This is a genomic window from Nocardia sp. CA-120079, from assembly GCF_050955745.1.
Classification (GTDB): domain Bacteria; phylum Actinomycetota; class Actinomycetes; order Mycobacteriales; family Mycobacteriaceae; genus Nocardia.
This window is the reverse complement of sequence record NZ_CP192088.1, coordinates 4148647-4171098: the sequence shown is the minus strand read 5'-3', so window position 1 is coordinate 4171098 and position 22452 is coordinate 4148647. Positions and strand designations below refer to the sequence as shown.

Below are 22452 nucleotides of genomic sequence, written 5' to 3'. Positions count from 1 at the left end.
CGATCGCGCGTAGCGCCGCGAGTTTGTCCGCGATACCGAGCAAGCCGCTATGGTGTCGTCGCGGCCTGGGTTTCGGGACTTTGCGGAAGCTGGCGAGGTCGGCGCGGTGCCACGGTCGCGAACAGGGTCACCGACGCGGTGCCACAGCCAGAGCCGAGTCACACGGGATAGATCTCTCGAGTGATGAGATGAGCGTGCGATCAGAGTGCGGCCGCCTTCGACAGGGCGGCTAGAGTCTGTCGACCTCGATGAGCACGTGAACACGTTACGAAGAAGCGCAACGCCCCGCGCGGACATGATCGACAATGAGGTATGGCGACGGTGCTGCTGGGCGGCGACGTCATGGTGGGCCGCGGTGTGGATCAGATTCTCCCGCACCCCGGTGATCCGACGCTGCGCGAACGGTGCGTCGAGGATGCGCGGACGTATGCGGAACTGGCGGAGCAGACGAGCGGTGAATTCGACCGCCCCGTGGATTTCGGCCACCCATGGGGCGATGTCCTGGCGATCCTTGCTCAGCTCGCCCCGCAGGTACGACTGATCAATCTGGAAACCGCGATCACCGCCGACGGCGCGTTCGCACCGCTCAAAGGCATCCATTACCGTATGAACCCGGACAATGTGCCGGTGTTGACCGCAATCGCGCCGGTCGTGTGCGCGCTGGCCAATAATCACATTCTCGATTTCGGTATTCGCGGGCTCGCGGACACGGTGGCGACACTCGATACCGCAGGCATCCAACGCGCGGGGGCAGGCGCGGATTTCGACCATGCCCGGGCCCCGGCGATATCGGAACTCGATGACGGGCGACGAGTGGTAATCGTCTCGGTCGGTGCGGGATCGAGTGGGGTTCCGCAACATTGGGCGGCTCGCCGCGATCGGCCGGGGCTGTGGTGGGTCGGCGATACGCCGAATATTCGCGCCGCCGACGAGGTGGCGGCAGAAGTGTTGGCGCACAAGCGCGATGACGATATCGCGATCGTCTCCGTACATTGGGGCCCCAATTGGGGTTACGGGGTGCCGGTGAGTGAACGGCAGTTCGCACATCGGTTGATCGATGCCGGAATCGACCTCGTGCACGGGCATTCCGCACACCATCCGCGGCCGATCGAGATCTACCGGGGCAAACCGATTCTGTACGGGTGCGGTGATGTCATCGATGACTACGAGGGCATCCACGGCTATGAGCGTTATCGCCCGGAGCTGCGGTTGCTATACCTGGTGTCCATCGATCCTGGCGTGCTGGAAACGCGAATGATTCCACTGCGGATCCGGCGGATGCGCCTGGAATCGGCCACGCGCAACGAAGCTCGATGGCTGTGCGAGACGATCGAGCACATCAGTCGCGACTTCGGCACCCGGGTCGCATCGCGGCCCGACGACCTACCGTTGGTGTTCAAGACCGCACAACACTGAGGTGGCGGCGGAACCAGTCGCGGGCCAGATCCGCCACCTGCTCGAGCGCACCGGGCTCCTCGAACAGGTGCGTCGCGCCGGGGACGACATCGATCTCGCTCGGACACGGCATCCGCAGCTGCGCCTCGCGATTGAGCTCGAGCACGTGGCGGTCGTTGCCGCCGACGATGAGCAGCGTCGGCGCCCGGACGTGCGCCAGTCGCGGACCGGCCAGGTCGGGGCGGCCGCCACGGGAGACGATGGCCGCGATCTCGGCGCCGGGTTCGGTGGCCGCCCACAATGCGGCACCGGCACCCGTGCTCGCCCCGAAATATCCGGTCGGAAGCCCACCCAGAACCGCCCGTGTGCGAAGTCCACGGGTCACCGCGACGAGACGCTCGGCGAGCAACTCGATATCGAAGACCCGCGCACGGTCCCCTTCCTCGGCCCCGGTCAGCAGATCGACGAGCATGGTCGCGAGCCCGGCCCGATTCAGCACGTCGGCGACCAGCCGATTTCGCGGACTGTGTCGGCCGCTACCGCTGCCGTGCGCGAAGACGACCAGACCGGTGGAGTTCTCTGGGACGGCCAGTATCCCCGTCAGTCGGATGGACTCCGACGACACGATGACTTCCTGTGTCCGCGTCAGGGGATCGGATGCGGAGGGCGACATCGAACACCTCCTGGTATCCGGACTACCCGCCCGGTCGGTCATGTGCAAGCTGCGAGCAGGCCGGGTTCCATCCGGCCGACGTGGCGCGCACAATGGATACGCGATCAACACGCTCGTGAACGACGGACTATCGGGGACCCTCGCCACAACACGCGATTCCATACCAGCACCATCTCCCGAGATGAAAGCGTTCAGCTATGTCCATACCCGCGAATGTTCGAACGCCGACGGTGCTCGTTCTGGGGGCCGGATTCGGCGGACTGGAATTGGCGGCCTGCCTGTCGGAGTCACTGCCCGGCGAGGTTCGGGTAATACTGGTCGACCGCAACGACGGGTTCACCTTCGGTTTCTCCAAGCTGGAGATCCTGTTTCGCGATCGGACCCCGGAATCCGTGCGCGTCAGCTATCGCGACCTGGTCCTGTCGGGAGTCGAGTTCCGGCAGGAGCAGGTCACTTCGATCGACCCGCAGACCCGCCGCGTCGTCACCGACCGCACCAGCTACGACCCGGACTTTCTGGTTGTCGCTTTGGGCGCCGATTACGACCCGGCCGCTACCCCGGGTTTCGTAGCGGACGGTAACGAGTATTACTCGATCCAGGGAGCTTGCCGGCTGCGCGATCGGCTGGCCCATTTCGACGGTGGCACCGTTCTCATCTCGGTGTTGAGCGTTCCGTTCAAGTGCCCGCCGGCACCCTACGAAGCCGCGATGCTGCTGCACGAACTGCTGACCCGTCGCGGCGTCCGCGACCGCACCCGCATGCACGTGCTCACGCCGATGGACTCACCGATCCCGGTCTCCGCGGACACCTCCGCGGCGCTTGTCGACGCGCTCGCGCAACGTGGCATCGACTACTCTCCGGGGCGGCGGGTCCATGCGCTCGACCCGGAGAACCATATCGCGCAGACCCGCACCGGCGGCCTCGCCTACGACCTGTTCATCGGCATCCCGACCCATTGCGTCCCGCCCGTCGTCGAAGCATCCGGGCTGACCGTCGACGGCGCCGATGGTTGGATCCACATCGACCCGCGAACCCTCGCCACCCCGTATCCGGGCGTCTACGCCATCGGTGACTGCGCGGACGCGCCAGTGCCGCGCGCAGGGGTGTTCGCAGAGAACGCCGCGCGCACGGTCGCCGCGCATATCGGCGCGCAACTGCGCGGAACACCCGCGCCCGGAAAATATCTCGGCCAGGGCTCCTGCTACATCGAATTCGGCGACGGACTCGTCGGCAAGGTCGACGCCGACTTCCTTTCCGGGCCGAAGCCGGTCGCACCGTTCGTCAGCCCCTCCACCGAATTGGCAACCGAGAAGGCGGAATTCGCCGCTACGCGTATTCGGCGCTGGTTCACCGATCAACGGACAGTGACCGGGAACTCCTGAATCAGGTTGTTTCCCACGCCTTGGCGATTCCAGAATTGCTCGGTCGGTTGCACATTCCCATCCGCGTCCGTGGCCCGGCAGCTCAGTCGATACTCGCCCGGTCGCACATCCCAGGTGTAACTCCAACTGCGCCAGGCGAATTCGGCGGCGCTGCTATCCAATTGGGCGTCCCGCCAGACACCGTCGACGCCGACTTCCACTCGCACCACCGGCGAGGTTCCGCACCACGCACGACCGCGGAGGAGGACCGCACCCGCGTCGACCGTGCGTCGCCGACTCGGAAAATCGGGAAGTCCAGGCGGAATCATCAACGCGCGCACCTTGATTCGCGACACCGGTACCCCCGGATCGTCGACGTCGCGTTGGTAGTGATAGGCCACCGCCTGTTGGAGCCCGGTGAAGGGCCGGTCCACGACTTCGATATTCCGCAACCATTTGACGCTCGTCATGCCGTACCAGCCGGGCACGAGCAGTCGCAATGGAAAGCCGTGCTGCGGCGGGAGCGGCGCGCCGTTCATTTCGTAGGCGAGCAGAATCTCGGGTCTGCGGCATTCGCCGATGCTCAGGGAACGTTGATAGTTGTGCTCCACATTGTCCTGGAATCCGCGATCGGCCCCGGTGAATACGACCTCGACCGCCTCGTCGCGGATACCGCAGTCGTCGAGAATCCCACCGAGCGCGGTGCCCGTCCATGCCGCCGTGCCGATCGCCTCGAGACCCCACGGTGTGCTGACATTGCGCGGGTCCATCCCCGTGCGTCCGTTACCCGCGCATTCGAGGGTGACCGGAATCGTCGTTGCCGGTCGCGACCTGATGTCGTCGAGCGACAGCTCCAATTCGCGCTCGATATTCCCGGTAACCCGCAGTCGCCACGCCGATGCGTCGATCTCGGGGATGTCGAAATGAATCAGCAGGTAGTGCATGCCGACGGGCGTGATGTCGTACCGCATGCCCTCGAGTTGCATGCCGTGGTTGCGCGTCGCCAGAGCGAGCTCGTCGAACCGGACGCCCTGCGCGCGCGAGACGAGTTCGGTCATCGGCTCGGGCTGATTCTGATCGAGGTGGAACAGGCTGTCGGGGCCAGTATAGGACCGCCCGGTCGGGTCCGACAGGAGCTACAAATGCGCTGCGCTGAATCCGACTGCGGCACCGATGAAATCGCCGTAGCGGGCGTGCGCCCCGGGGTCGGTTCCGCCGCCACAGACCGGGTCACCGGCCGCGCAGAATTCGGCGGTGCGGTCGGAATACCGGTCGGGAACGCTCCACCCGATCGAGCGCAGCGGGTCACCGAAGAGCAGAACGACTGCCACGCGGTCGACGAGATCGCCGGGCAGTTGTACGATCCCCGGCAGCCCGGCGACGATACCGGTACCGAGCGCGCCATGCACCACGCCCGCCCCCAACGAGTAGCCGGCAAGTATGAACCGTTCGACCGGGCAGGCCGCGGCTTGATGTGCGACATGTGCGACCAGATCGGCGCTACCCGCGCTCACATCCGTCAGATTCGCGGGGTAGTTCACCGAATACGCACGCACGCTCATCGGTAATGCCCGCCGCATCGCGTCGTACAGCGGATCACCGACGAAGGTTCCGAGGTACCCCGGTTCCTGGGTTCCCCTTGCCATCACCAGATCCACCGCGGCGCACGATTGCGCCGCGGCATGCGGACCGAGCACGGCACTCGCCGCGATCAGCAAGACCGCGAATGCCGATGCCATCGGCCACTTTTTGAACAGAACCACCTTTCGGTCGCTCATTTTCCTCACCTCTCACGCCGTTGTGAGAAGTGCTTCCTCAGCCCTCACTTCATTGTGAGGCGTCGAGTGACACTTGTCAGAGACAAGTCTCAATGTACTCCGCTATGCGGCACATGGACGACGACAGTCGGCCGACTCGGCAGCGAGATCGCTCCCGAGTCGGCCGACTGTTCCAGCACTCAGATGGTCAGACGGTCAGCCCCGCCTCGATGGCTTCGATGATGCGGGGGCGCAGTTCGGCGGCGCGGATGATGGCGTCGACCGAACCGACCTCGACAGCGCGCTGGATGTTGTGCACGCGGTCGAATTCCGCCGCGACCTCGCCGAGTTTCTCCGTGCGAACCGACGACCGAACCTCGTCGCGTTCCGCCGTCAGAGCCGCACGGTCGGCACCGAGCGCGTTCGCGGCACGTGCCTCGAGATCCCGCACGCGCTGATCGGCTGCGGTACGGGCGTCGACCTCACCGGAGAACACCACCGCGGCCGCCGGAGCGCCGCCGAGCACCGAGGCGAACGAGCCTTCCAGCGCGAGCACGGTCATACTCGGATTGAGCAGCTTCGAGAACACCACGAACGCGCCGCCGTGATAGCGCGAGATCACGCAGAACACGATGGGGCCCTGGAAGTTCACGATCGCACGGCCGATCTCGGCACCGTACTCGAGCTGCAACTTCCGCATCGATTCCGGCGAGCCGTCGAAGCCCGACAGGTTCGCCAGCACCACCAGTGGCCGATTGCCGCTGGCCCCGTTGATCGCCCGCGCGGCCTTCTTCGAAGACTGCGGGAACAACGTGCCCGCCGTGTAGGTGTCCGGTCCGTCGGTGGAGGGGTAGCCGCGGCGCGGCACTCCCCTGGACTCGATGCCGAGCAGGCAAACCGGAATACCGCCGAGGCGCGCGTCCTGCACTACGGCCGTCTCGGCGTCGGCCATCCCCGCCCAGCGTTCCAGCACCGGGTGGTCCTGATCGGCCACCGCCCGCATCACGGTCCGGATGTCGAACGGCTTCTTGCGGTCCGGGTTCGCCGTGGCGGAGAAGATCTCGCCGACCGTGTTGAAGTCGCTGCCCGCCAAGACATGCGGGAAGTCGGAGACGTCGCGATCGACGGGGTCGCTGGTCTGCGACCGCCGCGGCGACTGCTCGCCGGGCGCCACATAAGTGTGGTCGTAGTGCGACATCAGCACGTCCCGCGCGGCGTGCAGGTTCGGCGCCCAGTACTGCGCCTGCCCGTTCGGGCCCATCACCCGGTCGTAGCCGCCGATACCGAAGTTGTCCTCGGCCGACACACCACCGGAGAAGTCCAGCGCCTGCTTGCCGGTGAGCACCATCGCCGAGTCCGGCGTCATCACCAGGATGCCCTTGGTGTGCATGAGCATGGTGGCTTCGGCATTCCAGTACGGCTGCGCGCCGACGTTGATGCCCGAGACCACGATGTTGATCTCGCCGCCGTCCTGGGTGAATTCGACGATCCGCTTGAGCGCCGCCGCCACCCAGTCCATGTTCTCGGTGCCCGACTGCATCGAGATCCGGGCACCGGAGGACAGCGCGTACCACTCCAGCGGCACCTGCATCTGTTCGGCCAGGTCCATCGCGGCGATCACGCGACGGCACTCCGGTTCCGAGAGCGCGCCGAGCGATTTCGTCGGATCACCGAGCAGCACCACCCTGGTGATGCCGTCCGGGTACTGCTCGGTCGGCGTGGTGACCACACCCGCGACGATCGCGGCTTTGTTGCGTCCCTTGGGCCGGTCGACCGGGACGAGCGTGTGATCGGCGTCGAGGTCGTACTCGGCGAACTCACCGAGCAGACCAGTCAGTTCGTACGGGTACACGGTGTTGCGGCTACTGGCCCGCAGCACCTTTTGCCGGTACTCGTCGATCGGCTCGACCACCTCGTCGGACCGCTCACCGATGGTCACCTCGGTGCCGCCGGTGGCGTCGAACGAGATGCGCACGGCGACCTTGATCAACTCACCGGACTTCCGGTCCTGGTGCCGCGCGATGAGCAGGATCTCCTCCAGCCCGGCACCCGCGGTCGTCGGCGCCACCCGATCGACGATCGTCTCCAGCTCGGCGCGGGTCATCTCGACCGGTGGCCAGATGTACATCACGATGCGGTTGGTGTGGAACCGCTTGGCCGACGGCCGCTGCGACTGCGCCCGGCGGATCGAGTCGAGGCAGGTGGCGATGGTGCTCTCGGCCGTCGGCAGCGCCAGCAGCCTGCCGTCATGCTCGCGCAGCGCGGCCAGGTCACGCACCTGCGCGAATGCGACGAGACGCTCGTCGGACGCGTTGTCCTTCGCAATGCACCGGAACAGGTAGATCTCCTCGTCCGAGGACGGGAGCCGGGTCAGGTCGAACTTGCGCAGCCGCTTCATCTGCATCCGCTCCGCGATGTACGGATGCAGGCCGCGGATCAACCGCTCCTCGGCCATGCCGGTGGCGGTCGGGCGGAAGGTGAAGTGGTGGTGCATCACCGCACCGCCGCTGCCCGCGACGGTGGCGGTGATCCGGTGGATCTGGTTCGGCAACGGCCGAGTACCGAGCACTTCCTGCAGTGCTGCCGCCATCGCGTCGAAGTCCTCCGGCTGCTTTTCCCAGCTCAGGTAGATGTCGACTTCGATGGACGCGGCCACAGTCGCCAGTTCGGTGAGACCACGCAGCACGGTGTCGAGCGCGTCGAAACTCACCGCCGCCGAAACCAGGCTCAGGCCCCGACGCTCGGCGACCACGAAGGTGCACCCGCCCGCCTCGCGGGTGTGCACACCGGCCAGACCCTTGTTGCCGTAGTAGCGACGGGTCAGCACCTCGAGCATGGCGGTGTTGTCGGCACTACCGCGCACCAACCGCTGACCGAGCAGCCGCACCAGCGGCTCGGTGCTGCGCACCATCTCGGAAATGCGTTCGGCGCGATCTGGCGTTTCCGGGTGCGCGTCGAGGTGGCTCAGCTGTTTACGAACATTGGTGTAGACGCGGGCGCGGTTGCGCCGCAACAGCGGCTGGCCGAACCAGGAGTACACCAGACCACGGGTGAGGTCGGCGATCACAGGGAAGCGCACCTGCGTCGCGGCCACCAGCCGCTCCAGCGCCAGACCGACCGGCTCGCGCAGCGCCCGGTCCGGCACCGGCTCGCCCAGCCACTCGCGCAACAAGGTGGTGATGACCGTGACGGTGTCGGACGGTCGTTGCTGGGCGAGGAAGATCCGGAAGACAGCGGCTTCGAGCTCCGGGGAACGATCCAGTTCGGTGACGCCGTAATGCCCGAGCGCCTTGGCCAGCTTGGTCTGGTACGACTCCGGCAGCCCGGCCCGCTCGACATCGAGACTCTGCAGGTAGGTGTGGAAGTATTCCCGGGCGCTGTGGACGTGGCCCTGGACGCCGTCCTCGTCCCAGGACCGGTTGTGGCTCAGTTCGGACAGGTCGGAGAACATCTGCACGAGTTCGATCTCGTCGGCGAGGGGCCTGCGGTTGTCCGCGATGGCCGCCCGGCGCACGGCGAGGTAGTGGTCGAGCACGCGGCGCTCGTTGTGCGGGTCGACGTCGAAGCCGAGCAGCAAGCTGCGCAGGTCCTGCAGGCTGCGGGCGATGCCCTCGTGCGGGCGGTCCAGTGCGGGCTCGTCGGGCAGGTCCAGTTCGACCGACGCGACTTCTTCGGCGTCCGCGGCCTCGTCGTCCTCGACGAGCGGCTCCAGCCGCAGCAGCGGCGCGCCGGTCTCGACCTGGGTGCCGACGGTAACAGCGCATTCCTTCAACCGAGCCCGGAACGGCGCGCGCAGCACCGTTTCCATCTTCATGCTCTCGAGTACCAGCACCGGCGCACCCGCCTCGACCTCGGCACCGACCGCCAGCGGCGTGGCAACGACCAGCGCGGGAGCAGGCGAGCGGACGACGCCACCCTCGTCACGACTGATCCGATGCGTCACCCCGTCCACATCGACCAGATGAATCGGCCCGTGCGTGCCGGTGATCACGCGGTGCCGGGTTCCGTTGACCACGATCTGCCCGGTGTGCCGGTCGAAACGTTCGAGATCGACATCGGCGGCACGCATTTCGCCGCCCGCCTCGATGCCGATGCGGAACCGATGCGCACCGATCCGTGCCACGCGCACCCGGTAGCCGACGCCGCGCAGCTTGAGGTCGTGCGGCCGGCCGCTCTCGTGCTGCACCTGCGGACGGCCGCCGGCCGCCGTGGACAGCAGCCTATGCCGCTCGACGCGCTCGTCCTCCTCATAGGCATCGATGGCGGCGACGGCCACCGCGACCGCGGAGTGGCGATGCGATACCAGGCGCCCCTCGGCGCGAACACGGTCGATCCAGCCGGTGTCAGCGCTGGCGTCGATCACCTCGGGCTGGTTCAGCAGGTCGAGCACGAAGCTCTTGTTCGTCGCACCGCCCTCGATGACGACCCGGGTCTGCGCCACGGCCCGGCGCAACCGGCCCAGCGCTTCGTCGCGGTTTCGACCGTAGGCGATGATCTTGGCGATCATCGAGTCGAAGTCGGCGGGAATCGTGTCGCCCTCGCTGACACCGGTGTCGACTCGAATGCCGGGCCCGGCGGGCAGATCCAGCCGGGCGATGCGGCCCGGAGCCGGCGCGAAGTCGCGGTCCGGATCCTCCGCATTGAGCCGGGCCTCGATCGCGTGCCCGCGCTCGGCCGGAGGTTCGCCCGCGAGCTTGCCGCCCGATGCGACCAGCAGCTGCGCCCGAACCAGGTCGAATCCGGTGGTGTACTCGGTGATCGGGTGTTCGACCTGCAGTCGGGTATTGACCTCGAGGAATGCGAACAGCTCGTCACCAGGGTGGTACAGGAACTCGACGGTCGCGGCGCCGCGATACTCGACCGCGATCGCCAACCGCTCGGCCGACGCCTTGAGTTCGGCCACCTGCTCGGGGCGCAGCACCGGCGACGCCGACTCCTCGATGACCTTCTGATTGCGCCGCTGTACCGAGCAGTCGCGGACACCGAGCGCCCACGCGGTGCCCTGGCCGTCGGCGATCACCTGGACCTCGACGTGCCGTGCGCCGGTCACCAGCCGTTCCAGGAAGACCACGCCGCTGCCGAACGCGCGCGCGGCTTCCTGACGGGTGCGCTCGTAGGCATCGACGAGCTCGGCCTCGTTCGTGATGACCCGGATACCCCGGCCGCCACCACCGGCGGTCGCCTTCAGCATCAGCGGATAGCCGATCTCGGCTGCGGCCGCGATGGCGGCGTCCACGGTCTCGACAGCGCCGCGGCTCCACGGCGCGACCGGCACACCGACTTCCTCCGCGATCAGCTTCGCACCGATCTTGTCACCGAGTTTGCGCATGGCCTCCGGACTGGGGCCGATGAAGGTGACGCCGATCTGCTCGCACAGCTCGGCGAAGGCCGGATCCTCGGCGACGAAACCCCAACCGACCCAGGCGGCGTCGGCCTTGGTCGTCACCAGAGCGAGCTCGAGCGCCTTCAGATCCAGATACGGGCGCGCGGACGCCGGACCGAGGTCATAGGCGATATCGGCCTCGCGCACGAATGTCGCGTTCCGGTCGACATCGGTGTGCAAGGCGACGGTTTCGATCGGTCGCCCGGTCTCCGCGGCCAGATCTCGGACGGCATGGATGAGGCGCATAGCGGCCTCTCCCCGGTTCACGATGGCGATGCGGCTGAACACGCGCCAACTCCTTCCACTCCACAGCACTGGCCCGGTCGGGCGACGGTTTGCGACTGCCGGTCCGGCGTAGTTTGCACTCCTACTGCGCCCAAGTACACAGCGTCAGCTGGTTACCCGCGCGTATCGTGCGAAATTCCTCATTTATGTCTATGACACTAGCGGCGGAATTCCTCGGTCGGCAGGATTCCAGTACCGTACCCGTGATCGAGTCGTAGCCGAGTCGCGTATCGATCAAAGCAATCAATCGAGTGGCAGCGTCGATTCGCGTCCGACCATCGTCAGATGCGTTGACCTGCAACCTTTCTCTCGGGTTCGAGCGCAGTGTGGGAGGTGATCTGTGACCGACATTCTCGATGTACTGCACGCGCGCTGCGCCGAGGTCGCGGGCGAGGCGATCCTCTCCGGCGAGGAGCACCCGACCCTCACCCTGACCACGCGTGAGGTGGCCGACCTGCTCAACCATATGGCCGACCTGCGCCGCCGCTACCACGACATCGACCTCGCCTACCGCGAACTCGACCGTCGCTACACCGTGCTCCGCCGAGCGACCGGCGATGCCACGGCGTCATTGGATCGGATTCGTGCCACGCTGGCGCAGCGGACTGCGCACCCGGAAGCGCTTACGCGCCAGGCCCGCACGATCGCCCGTTTCGCTGCCGAGAATCTCAACGCCGCGAGCATGGACCCTGAGACGACGTCCGGCCCATGACGCCGCTATCGGGCGCGCGATAGCACCAGCCGTGTCCTGCGACCGTGAACGACTGCGCGGGCAGTGCGATGTCGGCGGGCGGTAGTACTTTCAGACCAACGCTGGACTGCTCTCTTCTGACCTCGAGTCGCGAAATGAGCGAGCGTTTTCACAACCATCGCAACGAGTTCAAAACAGTGAGAGCCACCGGGGCGAATCCAAGAACCGCGCCGACGACGACCGCCTTGGTGTGCAGTAGTCGGCAGATCGTGCATCACATACCACGTCAACTTCTCGGCCCTGAAGGGCCGAGCTTGCAGCTCTTACCCGCGCCCGGCTGGCGTGGGCTCGGCTTGCGTCGTCGGCAGCGTGACTCACTGCCCAGCTCGCAACACCGCGTGCGGCGATGTTGCGGGCTGCGTTCACGTCAGCGTGTTCAGCGAAACCGCACGACGTGCAAACAAAGGTGGCCTGGTCGGGCCGGTTCTTCCGCGAGGTGTGCCCACACCGTGAGCACTGTGGGGAGGTGTATCGCGGGTCCACATGGGCCACGGCGATCCCGGCGCGTTTCGCTTTGTAGGCGATGTAGTGCCCAGTTGCGCGAAACTCCAGGAGTGCAGCGTGACCCGCTGGGGCTTGCGTAGCCGTACCCTCTCGCGGATACCGCCCAGATCTTCGAGGGCGATTCCGCGTGAGGTGCGTTGAGCCTCGGTCAGGATCAATCTGCCTGCTGCGCGGCGCGCCGGATCAGTCGATGGTGCATCCCGTTACGGGTAGTCCGTTCAACCGGTCGATTAGATAGCCGATGGCGTTGTTGGTTCCGTAGCCGTCGATCAGCTCCGGGCCGAAGTGGTTCGGGATGGTGGCTCCGGGAAGGATGGGCGGCAGTTCGTTGGTGCGGAAGGTGACGGTCGCGCCGTGGCCGCACCAGTCGGTCGCCAGTTGCCTGGCTTGGCCGTAGGGGACGGTGTCGTCATTGCGGCCGCTGGTGATGAACACCGGACTGGTCGGCTTCAGTGAGCCGATGCGCAGTCGGTCGAGAATGCCTGCGACCTCCGGGATCTCCCGCAGATGATCGGACAACACGCGGTGGTCGACAGTGAGGTCGGCCGACCGCATGAACGGGTGCCGGACAATGACGTCGGCGATGCACTCGTCGGACAACTCGCGCAGCAGAGCCTTGCCACCGGGGGTGGTGCGCGCGTCGAGTTGCGGCTGCAGGTCCGGATGGCGGGCGAGGACGCCGTTGATGGCGAATCCGGTCACCCCGCTGATGAGCACTCCGTCGACCTGCCGCAATATCTCGGAAAGATCCGCTGTCGGCGCGCCGGCCCAGGTGCCCTTCAGGTTCAATTCGGGGGCATAGCCGGACTGCATCTCGGCGGCCGCGGCAGTCGCGCCGCCGCCCTGCGAATAGCCCCAGAACGCCAGTGGGGTATCGGTTCCGCTGCCGGAGAGGGCATTCGCGGCGCGGGCGCCGTCGAGGACCGCGTGCGCCTCCTCGATGCGGTTGACGTAGGTGTGAATTCCGGGTGTGCCCATGCCGACATAGTCGGTGACGAAAACACGCGCCCCCAAGGAATTCCACGCGAGCGCGGCGATCGCTTCCTGATTGGCGGACAGCGTCGGCGGCGTGACGCCGGCATAGACCCCAGTGCTGAAAGCCAGGGACATCGCGCACTGATCGCCCTGACCCGTGGTGCCGGGGGCGATGATGATGGTCGGCCGCGGGCCGGACCCGCGCCAGGGCTGGTCGGTGTCGATGAAGATGCCGGTGACCGCCACCGGGACGTCGTCCTCGGTGCGCGTGGTGTACATGACCTGTTTCGCCGGGATCGGCCACTTGCCGTCGTCGGTCGGCTGCGCCAGGTACACCGAGGTATCGACCGTCTTGATAACGGCTCCACGCGCCATATCGAATTGTGCCGGGGGAACGTAGAAATCGTTCACCGGGTCGGCCGAGGCCGCTCCCGGCCCGGCGCAGGCGACCGCGGCGGCCACGCTCAGTGCGCTCACGGCGGAGATCACATGCCGAAGCATGTTCACCGGCCGCTTCGATGCGAACCAGTGCCGTTGTCCTGACATCATTCTGCTTTCTCTGCGGTCCTCCCACACGCACCGATCGCGTGGGTATATGCGGTAAAGGAGTTGTGCCCCATACGAATCGGACGCGGCAGGTCGCGTCGATGATGTCGACGCCTCGACCTGAGTCGCGGTCCGGGCGAGCGCTGCACGAGTTGCGTGCGTCGTCGAAGCCTACGAGTAACCCGGTTATTGGCGGTAACCAAGTTACCACGCCGTATTCCGAGCCGGGACATCGACGCGCGCACCCCGGGCTGGCTGGGGGAATTCCGTTGAGTGGAAGTTGACCAGGAATACGCCATCCTTCCGTTGATATGAAGGTTGCGGGCCAGCCGGTCTATGCAGCTTTGGCCCGGAGGGGCGCACAGCAGCGCCGCCTACTGATCACAGACGATCGAAGGATGAACTGATGCCGAAGGGATACGTGATCCTGACCGAAGCAATTCGGGATCCGGCGGGTTTGGCCGCCTACGAGCGCGCCGCGGCACCGTCGATGATGGAGAGCGGCGCGGTGCCGCTGGTCGTCGATAGCGATCCGCAAGTCCTCGAAGGTTCCTGGCCCGGTGATCGAACCATCGTGATGGAGTTCGCATCGGTGGAGGCAGCACGCGCCTGGTACGAGTCGGAAGGCTACGGGCGGGCCAAGCCGCTGCGCCAGGCAGCCGCCGACAGCAACGCGGTCATCGTCGCAGGTTTCGAAATGCCGCCGCATGAGTGAGATCGAACTATCCTGCGCATTGCCGCCGGGTCCGGAGTTCGCGGATCTGGCGGCACTCGCGGAATCCCTCGGCTATGCCCGGGTATGGATCTACGGTTCCGCGCCGCTGTGGGAGGACCCGTTCGTGCATCTGGCGCTGGCGGCGCAACGGACCAGCCGGATCGGTCTCGGCACCGCCGTACTGATTCCGACCGAGCGTTCGGAAATGGCGATGGCGAGTGCGATCGCGACCATAACACGCCTGTCCAGCGGCCGATTCCGCGCGTGTTTCGGTACCGGATTCACCGCCAGACTGGCAATGGGCCAGCGCCCGATGACCTTGCGCGCCTTGGCGGAATACGTCATGGCCGTCCGCACCCTGCTCGCGGGCGAGACCGCTGTCATCGACGATCGACCGGCCCGAATGCTGCATACCACCGGACTGGCCGCGCCGCGCCCGATCGATACGCCGTTGTGGCTGAGCGCTTTCGGCCCGCGCGGCGCCGAGCTGGCAACCTCGGTGGCCGACGGTGTCATCGGACCGGTCCATCCCACCCTGCCCACCGCCATCACCGTCTCCGGCACGGTGCTCGAGATCGGCGAAGACCGCGGATCGAGTCGAGTGCGCGAGGCGATCGGGCCCTGTCGGGTCGTCGACTGGCATGTCGCCTATGCCGCCGGTGGTGCGGCGGCTGTCGACGCGATGCCCGGTGGTAGCGCGTGGCGCGAAGTGCTGGAATCCGACAGACCCGAAGACGAACGGAGGCCGCGGGCATTCGAGGGTCACTTCACCCACCTTTCCGACCGCGATCGCCTGTTGCTCGAGCACATCGATGTCGCCACGATGGTCGGCGAGCGCTCGGAAATCGCTGAGGCAGTGGCTAACCTGGCCGCGGCGGGGTACCGCGAAGTCGTGTACATGCCGACCGGTCCCGATGTAGTCCGCGAACTGCGGACCTTCGCATCGGTCGAGCACTGAGGAAACGGAGCAACTTTCGTGCCTATTCAGCGCCTGAACCACGCCGTTCTCTTCGTGTCCGATGTGGAGCGCTCGGCCACGTTCTATCGCGAGGTCCTCGGCTTCCGACAGATCGGCGCAATTCCAGGTGGGGTCTTCCTGCAGGCGGCCGGTTCGGCCAACGACCATGACCTGGGTTTGTTCCGATCCGCCGAACCGGCCGCGACGCATCGCACCGGACGAGTCGGGCTCTACCACCTGGCCTGGGAGGTGGACACGCTGCGCGAGTTGGGGCGGGTCAAGGATGCACTGCGGGCGGCGGACGCCCTGACCGGAGCATCGAATCATGCGGTCACCAAGTCGCTGTACGGAGCCGACCCCGACAGTATCGAATTCGAGGTGTGCTGGTTGGTGCCGGATGCCGCGATCGAACAGGAGTTGCGAGGTATGACCGCGCCGACCATGCCGCTCGATCTCGCGGCGGAGATCACCCGATACGGTGCGGATACGCCCGGCGGCCAGCGTACGGATCATGCGGTCTGGCAGCGCTACCTCGCAGGTGAGACTCCCGACTAGCCCGGCGCTTCGAACGGGGAATCGCATCCGAATCTGATTGGCTACGTTCAGATCTGCGACATCCGACTACCCCGGACTACCTCACGGAATCGAGGACGGAGCGGCTGGCACCGGGCGTCGGCGAGCTGCCGCTGTTGGAAATCCTCTCCGCGATTCGCCCAGCACCGTGGTCGGTCTCGAGATTGCGCAACTGACCAAGGCGCGCAACGGCGTCGGTCATGCCGACCGGATCCGGCCGGCCATCAAAGCAACTCGCGCGCTGTTGGATCAGCTCGGGTAAGCGATCAGCCGCGAAATCCGGGGTATGAGCAGCACGGGTCTTGACTCCGGATAGCGCCTCGCGCACACTACCGAGTAGTAACCGGACAGCACAGTCCGGATTGTGAGATCGCACAGCCGCCACCATGGCAGTCGCATCTCGATGGATTTCCGCAGCCGCCGATCCACGGACCACCAGCCCGCGGCCGACCGGAACGACCGACACGAAAGGCAACCCTCCGTCCCGAGGGCCACCATGACATCATCGTTGCTCCCCCTGGCTCGGCGTTCCCTGGTGACGGTCGCGGCCACAGCACTGCTGCTGCCGACCGGAACCCTTGCCGCCCAACCGCAGTCGGACCTAACCGGCAGTGTTCGAGAAATCTCCGGGCTCACCGATATCGCCGTCGCCCGCGCCGAATGCGGCCCCGGCTCCGACCCGGAATCCGGACACCAGGGCGACGTACCCGCAGCCGACCGGAACAACGGCCGCAGTGCCCTCGGCTACCGCTGCAATATGTCGCAGGTCGGCAGTTACGCAGGGCGCGGCGGAGGTATCTCCTCGGTCAGCTTCGACCACTGCGTCTACGTCGGCACCTTCTTCCCGGGCAACCTGCTGGGGGCCGAACAAGGTGTGCAGGTGCTCGACGTCTCCGATCCCGCCGCGCCGGTGCTGACCGAAACGTTGAACGAACCGGCAATGCTGGCCGGCACCTGGGAAAGCTTGAAGGTCAACGAAAATCGCAAGCTGCTCGTCGGCGCGGGCGCTCCGTTTCTGACCGGCGCGGGTCTGCTTTCGGTCTACGACATCTCCGATTGCGCGCACCCCCGGCTGCTCAACCCGGGCACCGGGACCAGTTTGAACATGCCACTGCCGATCACCGCGCACGAGGGCGGCTTCTCCCCCGACGGCAACACCTACTGGAGCTCGGGCGTCGCCCCGGGCCTGGTCAGCGCGGTCGATCTCACCGACCCGGCCGATCCGCGCGTCATCTGGCAGAACCTGCCCGGATTGTCCATGCACGGCTTCGGATTCAGTCCCGACGGCAACACCATGTATCTCGCCAATAACTTCGGCGGACTCATGGTCCTCGACATCAGCGCTGTCCAGCGCCGCGATCCGAATCCGCAAGTGCGCCAACTGGCCAACATCGCCTGGACCGACGGTTGGGCCACCCAGCACGATATCCCGGTCACATATGACGGCAGACCGTACGTCTTCGCCACCAATGAGGCCGGATCCGGCGGCGTGAAGCTGTTCGACGTCTCCGACGCAACGAATCCACGCCTGCACAACACCATCAAGCTCGAGATCGATCTGCCCCAGAACGAGGACATCGCAATGGCTTCCGCCGCGGGCGGCTCGCTGTTCGCCTACGACGCGCACTACTGCGCCGCGGATCGGCCTGCCGATCCCACCGCACTTGCCTGCAGTTGGACTTCCTCCGGCATCCGCGTATTCGACGTCCGCGACCCGCTCGACATCCGCGAGATCGCCTACTACAACCCGCCCGCGCGCACTGGACACAACACCGAGCTGACGAACTCCCCGCACGCACTCGCCTCGATCATCGGCCCACCGCTGCTCGCTTCCCCGACGGTGGTCCAGACCATATTGCAGGGCCAGTTCGATATGTCCGAGGCTACCGGTCCACGCACCGGCATGCTCGCCTTCGGCGATCTCTCCTCGGACTGGTGCTTCTCGGCGCCCGAATGGCGTGGCAACCAATTGTGGACGACCTGTGCCGATAATGGATTCCTTGCGCTGCAACTGGATTCCAGCGTCTACACCCCGCCTGCCGACCAGCATTCGACCATGGGCTCATGACCCGGCGGACCTGGATCAAGAGTGCCGCACTGGTCAGCCTGGCCGTGCTATTGCTGGCGGTCGGCGCGGCCATCCGACCGCTGCTGATAGCCGATGACCAGCCCGCACCGCCCGTCCTCAGCAGCACCGAGATCGGCTTCGCACAGGATATGGTCGCGCATCACAGCCAGGCACTGGTCATGACGCAGCGACTCGACACCGGAGTCGATCCGACGGTACGGGCGCTGGCCCAACAGATTTCGGACGTCCAGCGCACCGAGATCGGAATGTTGCTGGGCTGGCTGCGGCTGGCGCGCGTAGTCACGATCAATCCGCACCCGATGGCCTGGATGCATGCCGGCGAAACGAACCTCACCCAGCATCAGCATGCGACCAGCACCGCCGCCGCGACCGGCGACCTCATGCCCGGCATGGCGACCCAGGCCGAACTCGACGCACTGGCGGCGGCGCGCGGTGCCGACGCGGGAGCACTGTTCCTGCAACTCATGCAGCGCCACCATGCCGGTGGCATTCGGATGGCCCGAGCGGCCGATCGCCAATTGTCCAGCGGCGTCGTCAAACAGGCGGCACGCGACATGATCGACACCCAGAGCAGAGAGGTCGGCCTGATGATGCTCTTGACGCAGCGTAGCGCCCCGAGCTGACCAACTATCGTAAGTAATATTACCGGATTTGGAGAATTACGTTATCCGATCGGCTAGCCTCAGGCACGATCGGCCGGGAGATTCGGGCCGGACCGCCGTGTCGGCTCGGATCGACCAGGTTGCAAGACATTTCGAATCAAGGGCGTTATGCAGACAATCGCTGAACCGGAACGAGCCCCCGCCCCGACCACAGTGACAGCACAGCGGATCGGACTATGGCTCCTGCCGGGTTTCGGGGCCGTGCTGCTGATCGCGTTCTTGGCGTTTCCCGGGTTCTTCCCGCCCATGTCACCGGAATTGACCGCCGACCAAGTGGCCGATTTCTACCGGCAGCACACCGCGATGATCCGATTCAGCATGATCACCTACAACCTCTGCGGAATCATGCTGATCCCATTCTTCATGGTGATCGTCGTCCAGATGAAGCGCATGGCAACACCGAGCCAGGTACTCGCCTACAGCTACCTGGCCGCGGTGGTCACCGGTGCGACGCTGTTCGCGATCGCCGATATCTTCTGGCTCGTCGCGGCATTCCGCGCCGAACGCGACCCGCAGCTCGTCCAACTGTTGAACGACCTGGCCTGGCTGACATTCACCGCACCGGTCGGCATGCTCGTCGCCGAGGGAGTCTGTCTAGCGCTGGCCATCTACCTCGACCGCCAGCCTCGGCCGATCTTCCCGCGCTGGGTGGCACATTTCAGCCTGGTCGTCGCACTCGCGATGACGCCATCGGCGTGCTCGGTCATCTTCCGCAGCGGCCCGCTGGCCTGGAACGGTGTGGTGTCGTTCTGGCTGCGGATCGTCGCCTTCGGCCTCTACCTGGCCGTGATGTTCTTCGCCGTCCGCGCTGCCGTCGCGCGTCAAGCCGACGAACAAGGGGCCGCGCGATGACCACCGCGAGTACAGCACCGGCCGCCATCGCCACGAGCAGTACCCGAAACCGCAAGACCGACCTGTGGATCTGCTGGTGGTCGATACCGATCTTCTACAACGTATTCGGGCTGATCTTCGTCGCGCTCACCCGGGTGATGCCACCACCGCGACCCGATATCACCACCGCGCAGACCGTCGAATTCTTCCAGGACCACTCGCTGACCATACGGATCGGTTTCGCGCTGCTGATGGCGGTCATCGGTTTCACCGGACTGGCCAACGGCCTGATCGCCTACCAGATGAAGCGGATGTCGGTCAGCCCGGTATTCGCCTACGCCTATATCGCCGCGCTGGCCGTCGGCGCGATTCCGGGGTGCTTATTCGCCGCATTCGCCTTCCTCGCGGCCACCTTCCGCCCCGACCGCGACCCGCAGCTCGTCGCCATGCTGTACGAACTCGGCCTGCTGTCGTTCGTCGGCTCATTGGGCTGCTTCGCCACCCAATGCATGGTGCTGGCCCTGGCGATTTTCCTCGACCACAACGGCATTTTCCCCAAATGGCTTGCCTACATATCGATTTGGATGATCGTCACCGAAATCCTCGCCGCCCCGGTATGGGTTTTCCGATCGGGCACCCTGGCGTGGAACGGCGCCATCAGTTTCTGGCTGGGCACCGCGATATTCGTCGGATGGGAGATATCCATGATCGCCCTGCTCTACCGGGCGATCAAAAATCAGCCTGCCGATGAACAGGTACAGGACTGACCCGGCGCGATATCGAACAGGACCACACGCCATGACCGATACCGACCGAACCACCGACGACGGGTCCGACGTCGGCAACCTCGACCGACGGCTCAGCACACACCTGCCCGGCGACACCGACATGTGGATCTTCGTGCTCGGCGACCTGATCATCTTCGGAATCTATTTCCTCATCTTCCTCATCGACCGCGACCGGCACCGCGACCTCTTTCTGGAATCCCAGCAGCACCTCAGCCTCAACATCGGATTCGTGAACACGCTGGTGCTGATCACCAGCTCCTGGCTCATCGCACGAGCCGTAATCGCCGCGCGCGCAGGCGATCTCGACCGATCTCGGCAGCTGGTCATCTCCGGCGGCGCCTGCGGGGTGCTGTTCATCCTGATCAAGGCATACGAATGGACCATCGAAGTCGAACGGGGAATGACGTTCCCGCACAACGACTTTTTCATGTACTACTACATGCTCACCGGCATCCACGTATTCCACGTCGGGCTCGGGCTCGTATTCCTGGCCGTCGTCTACCTCCAGCTCCGCAACCCGCACCGCCGGATATCGCTGGTCGAGGCCGGAGCCGTTTATTGGCACATGGTGGACCTGCTCTGGCTCATCATCTTCGCTCTCGTATACGTGATGAGGTGACGCGATGAACCCGACAGCCGCCGCACGGATCACCTACGTCTGGGCGACCCTGTGCGTGATCACCCTGCTCTCGTGGTTGCTGGGCCACACCGACCACACCCCCCGGCCGACCGCCGACACGACGATCACCGTCGCCGTGTTGACCATGGCAGTCATCAAGGGGCGACTCGTCGTCCAGTACTTCATGGAAGTACGCACCGGTCCGCGGTGGCTGCGACTGTTCATCGATATCTGGCTGCTCGCCTTCTGGGCTGCGGCGCTGGCCATATATCTGTACTGAATCCCCGCACTGACCGTGCATCGGCACGGCGAGCACGCCAAATCGGTCATTTGGTTACTCGACAGCAATGCGGCTTCCACCTCTCGACGCGACCGAGAAATCGAGCAAATCGCGAGTAAGTGGCTAAACGGGTTACCGATGACCTCGGTGAACACCCTGACCCGAGACAACGCCTCAGCGATGCGAGGAAAACCCAACATACCGAACACACGACCTTGCTACCATTTAGCAATCATCGCGTAGCGGGCGCCCTGCGACTTGGAGAGGCGTATTGCAATGATTCCCAAATGGTGTCGATGGGCCGGAGCGGTGGCCATACTGGCCGCGGCGACCACGGCATGTTCATCGGATAAAGACAGCAAGCCGGCCTCGCAGGGGACGACGAGCGCCGCAACTACGAGCGCCGCAACTACGAGCAAAGTAGCGGACACCGGAAAGTTCGTGCCCAAGTACGAGCGTGCGATGGCTTCGGACCTTGCCAAAGAAGGCAAGCAGGCCATCCAAGACAACAAGGTCCTCGAAGAACTTACCGATGCTCTTGGAGCGATGTACAAGCTACCCAAGGACATTCCCGTCGTCGCCAAGGAATGTGGCGAGTTCAACGCGTACTGGGACCCGAAGAACCAGTCGTTGACCCTCTGTTACGAGATGTTCGCGGTCGCCGATAGATACGCGAAGATGCAGGCTGCGGACCCTGCGAATTCGAATTACATGGGAACTACCGACATTTTCAACCTTTACTTCGACGGCGTAACTCGCATGATCACTTTCCATGAGTCCGCACACATGGCGATCAACCTGTATTCACTGCCCGCGACCGGCCGCGAAGAGGACTCAGCGGACCAGCTCGGCACGCTGGTCCTATTGACCATCCCCGGTCGCCTCGGTGCCGGTAGCGTAGCCGCGGCGTCCGACTTCTGGATGGATATCTCCGACGATCCGGCAAGTCTCGATGCGCGCTCCTTCGCCGACGAACACTCACTCAACCAGGTACGCGCCTACAACCTGGTGTGTTGGGCCTACGGCTCCCAACCCAACGTGCTCGACGTACTCGTGAACAAACCGGGTGAGCCAGAGAAAAAGGGGTTCCTGCCGTATCAGCGCGCCGCCGCGTGTCCCGACGAATACAACAGAATGAAGGCCGCGTGGCAGACCCTGCTGAATCCCTACATCAAGACCGGCCTCGGCGCCCCCGCCACAGCCAACGGTACCCCGAATGCGACTCCTTCTTCCACGACACAAACGCAATCAACCACCCCTACGCGCTAGGCGAGTCGTCTTCCCGCTGTCTCTACGACAATGGACGC

At 65.3% G+C, this 22452-nt stretch carries 18 protein-coding genes and 1 pseudogene; 13 read left to right on the top strand and 6 right to left on the bottom strand.

The genetic code is table 11. The annotated features are described in order from the left end of the window. Window positions 1–312 precede the first annotated feature (312 nt). A complete protein-coding gene (locus tag ACQPYR_RS18890; protein WP_433633966.1) occupies window positions 313–1416 on the top strand; it encodes a CapA family protein in 1104 nt (367 codons plus the stop codon). On the opposite strand, the pseudogene ACQPYR_RS18885 reads toward ACQPYR_RS18890, so the two are convergent. Further along, window positions 1397–2050: pseudogene (locus tag ACQPYR_RS18885) on the bottom strand (dienelactone hydrolase family protein); the annotation flags it as partial. The gene ACQPYR_RS18890 and the pseudogene ACQPYR_RS18885 sit on opposite strands and share 20 nt — an antisense overlap. A 215-nt stretch (window positions 2051–2265) precedes the next feature. Between ACQPYR_RS18885 and ACQPYR_RS18880 the strand changes: the two are divergent. Continuing rightward, window positions 2266–3450 carry an NAD(P)/FAD-dependent oxidoreductase gene (locus tag ACQPYR_RS18880; RefSeq protein ID WP_433633964.1) on the top strand — a complete coding sequence of 395 codons (1185 nt, stop codon included), beginning with the start codon at window positions 2266–2268 and terminating at the stop codon, window positions 3448–3450. Here the strand turns inward: ACQPYR_RS18880 and ACQPYR_RS18875 are convergent. From ACQPYR_RS18875 to ACQPYR_RS18865, 3 genes are all read right to left on the bottom strand, one after another. Then, window positions 3423–4487, bottom strand: coding sequence for a sulfite oxidase (locus ACQPYR_RS18875; protein ID WP_433633962.1), 1065 nt, complete (start codon window positions 4485–4487; stop codon window positions 3423–3425). The two genes, ACQPYR_RS18880 and ACQPYR_RS18875, sit on opposite strands and share 28 nt — an antisense overlap. A 78-nt stretch (window positions 4488–4565) precedes the next feature. Beyond that, a complete protein-coding gene (locus ACQPYR_RS18870; RefSeq protein ID WP_433633960.1) occupies window positions 4566–5207 on the bottom strand; it encodes a cutinase family protein in 642 nt (213 codons plus the stop codon). A 187-nt stretch (window positions 5208–5394) separates the two neighbouring features. Beyond that, window positions 5395–10857, bottom strand: coding sequence for a carboxyl transferase domain-containing protein (locus ACQPYR_RS18865; protein WP_433633958.1), 5463 nt, complete (start codon window positions 10855–10857; stop codon window positions 5395–5397). Window positions 10858–11194: 337 nt separating this feature from the next. Between ACQPYR_RS18865 and ACQPYR_RS18860 the strand changes: the two genes are divergently transcribed. Continuing rightward, window positions 11195–11566 carry a hypothetical protein gene (locus ACQPYR_RS18860; RefSeq protein ID WP_433633956.1) on the top strand — a complete coding sequence of 124 codons (372 nt, stop codon included), beginning with the start codon at window positions 11195–11197 and terminating at the stop codon, window positions 11564–11566. A gap of 168 nt (window positions 11567–11734) precedes the next feature. Here the strand turns inward: ACQPYR_RS18860 and ACQPYR_RS18855 are convergent, their stop codons facing one another. Beyond that, window positions 11735–12088 (bottom strand): zinc ribbon domain-containing protein, encoded by a 354-nt coding sequence (locus ACQPYR_RS18855; RefSeq protein WP_433635182.1) that lies wholly within the window; start codon window positions 12086–12088, stop codon window positions 11735–11737. A gap of 204 nt (window positions 12089–12292) precedes the next feature. Further along, on the bottom strand, window positions 12293–13585 hold the full coding sequence (locus ACQPYR_RS18850; RefSeq protein WP_433635181.1) for a lipase family protein: 1293 nt from the start codon (window positions 13583–13585) through the stop codon (window positions 12293–12295). Window positions 13586–14036: 451 nt separating this feature from the next. Between ACQPYR_RS18850 and ACQPYR_RS18845 the strand changes: the two genes are divergently transcribed. From ACQPYR_RS18845 to ACQPYR_RS18800, 10 genes are all read left to right on the top strand, one after another. Further along, the gene (locus ACQPYR_RS18845) at window positions 14037–14345 is read left to right on the top strand and encodes a DUF1330 domain-containing protein (protein WP_433633954.1); all 309 of its coding nucleotides are present in this window, start codon (window positions 14037–14039) and stop codon (window positions 14343–14345) included. Further along, entirely contained in the window at window positions 14338–15303 is a 966-nt protein-coding gene (locus ACQPYR_RS18840) for an LLM class flavin-dependent oxidoreductase (RefSeq protein WP_433633952.1), read from the top strand. The genes ACQPYR_RS18845 and ACQPYR_RS18840 overlap by 8 nt, the downstream gene beginning before the upstream one ends. Window positions 15304–15321: 18 nt before the next feature. Further along, on the top strand, window positions 15322–15858 hold the full coding sequence (locus ACQPYR_RS18835) for a VOC family protein (RefSeq protein ID WP_433633950.1): 537 nt from the start codon (window positions 15322–15324) through the stop codon (window positions 15856–15858). A gap of 514 nt (window positions 15859–16372) precedes the next feature. Continuing rightward, window positions 16373–17944 carry an LVIVD repeat-containing protein gene (locus ACQPYR_RS18830; RefSeq protein WP_433633948.1) on the top strand — a complete coding sequence of 524 codons (1572 nt, stop codon included), beginning with the start codon at window positions 16373–16375 and terminating at the stop codon, window positions 17942–17944. Beyond that, window positions 17941–18588: a DUF305 domain-containing protein gene (locus tag ACQPYR_RS18825; protein ID WP_433633946.1), complete on the top strand. Its 648-nt coding sequence runs from the start codon at window positions 17941–17943 to the stop codon at window positions 18586–18588. Before ACQPYR_RS18830 ends, ACQPYR_RS18825 begins: the two co-directional genes overlap by 4 nt. 147 nt (window positions 18589–18735) lie before the next feature. Continuing rightward, window positions 18736–19479, top strand: coding sequence for a hypothetical protein (locus ACQPYR_RS18820; RefSeq protein WP_433633944.1), 744 nt, complete (start codon window positions 18736–18738; stop codon window positions 19477–19479). Next, a complete protein-coding gene (locus ACQPYR_RS18815; RefSeq protein ID WP_433633942.1) occupies window positions 19476–20225 on the top strand; it encodes a hypothetical protein in 750 nt (249 codons plus the stop codon). The genes ACQPYR_RS18820 and ACQPYR_RS18815 overlap by 4 nt, the downstream gene beginning before the upstream one ends. Window positions 20226–20346: 121 nt before the next feature. Continuing rightward, the gene (locus tag ACQPYR_RS18810; protein ID WP_433635180.1) at window positions 20347–20865 is read left to right on the top strand and encodes a cytochrome c oxidase subunit 3; all 519 of its coding nucleotides are present in this window, start codon (window positions 20347–20349) and stop codon (window positions 20863–20865) included. 4 nt (window positions 20866–20869) lie between these two features. Beyond that, a complete protein-coding gene (locus ACQPYR_RS18805) occupies window positions 20870–21145 on the top strand; it encodes a cytochrome C oxidase subunit IV family protein (protein WP_433633940.1) in 276 nt (91 codons plus the stop codon). A 276-nt stretch (window positions 21146–21421) separates the two neighbouring features. Further along, window positions 21422–22414, top strand: a complete 993-nt coding sequence (locus ACQPYR_RS18800) for a DUF4344 domain-containing metallopeptidase (protein ID WP_433633938.1) — start codon at window positions 21422–21424, stop codon at window positions 22412–22414. Window positions 22415–22452 lie beyond the last annotated feature (38 nt).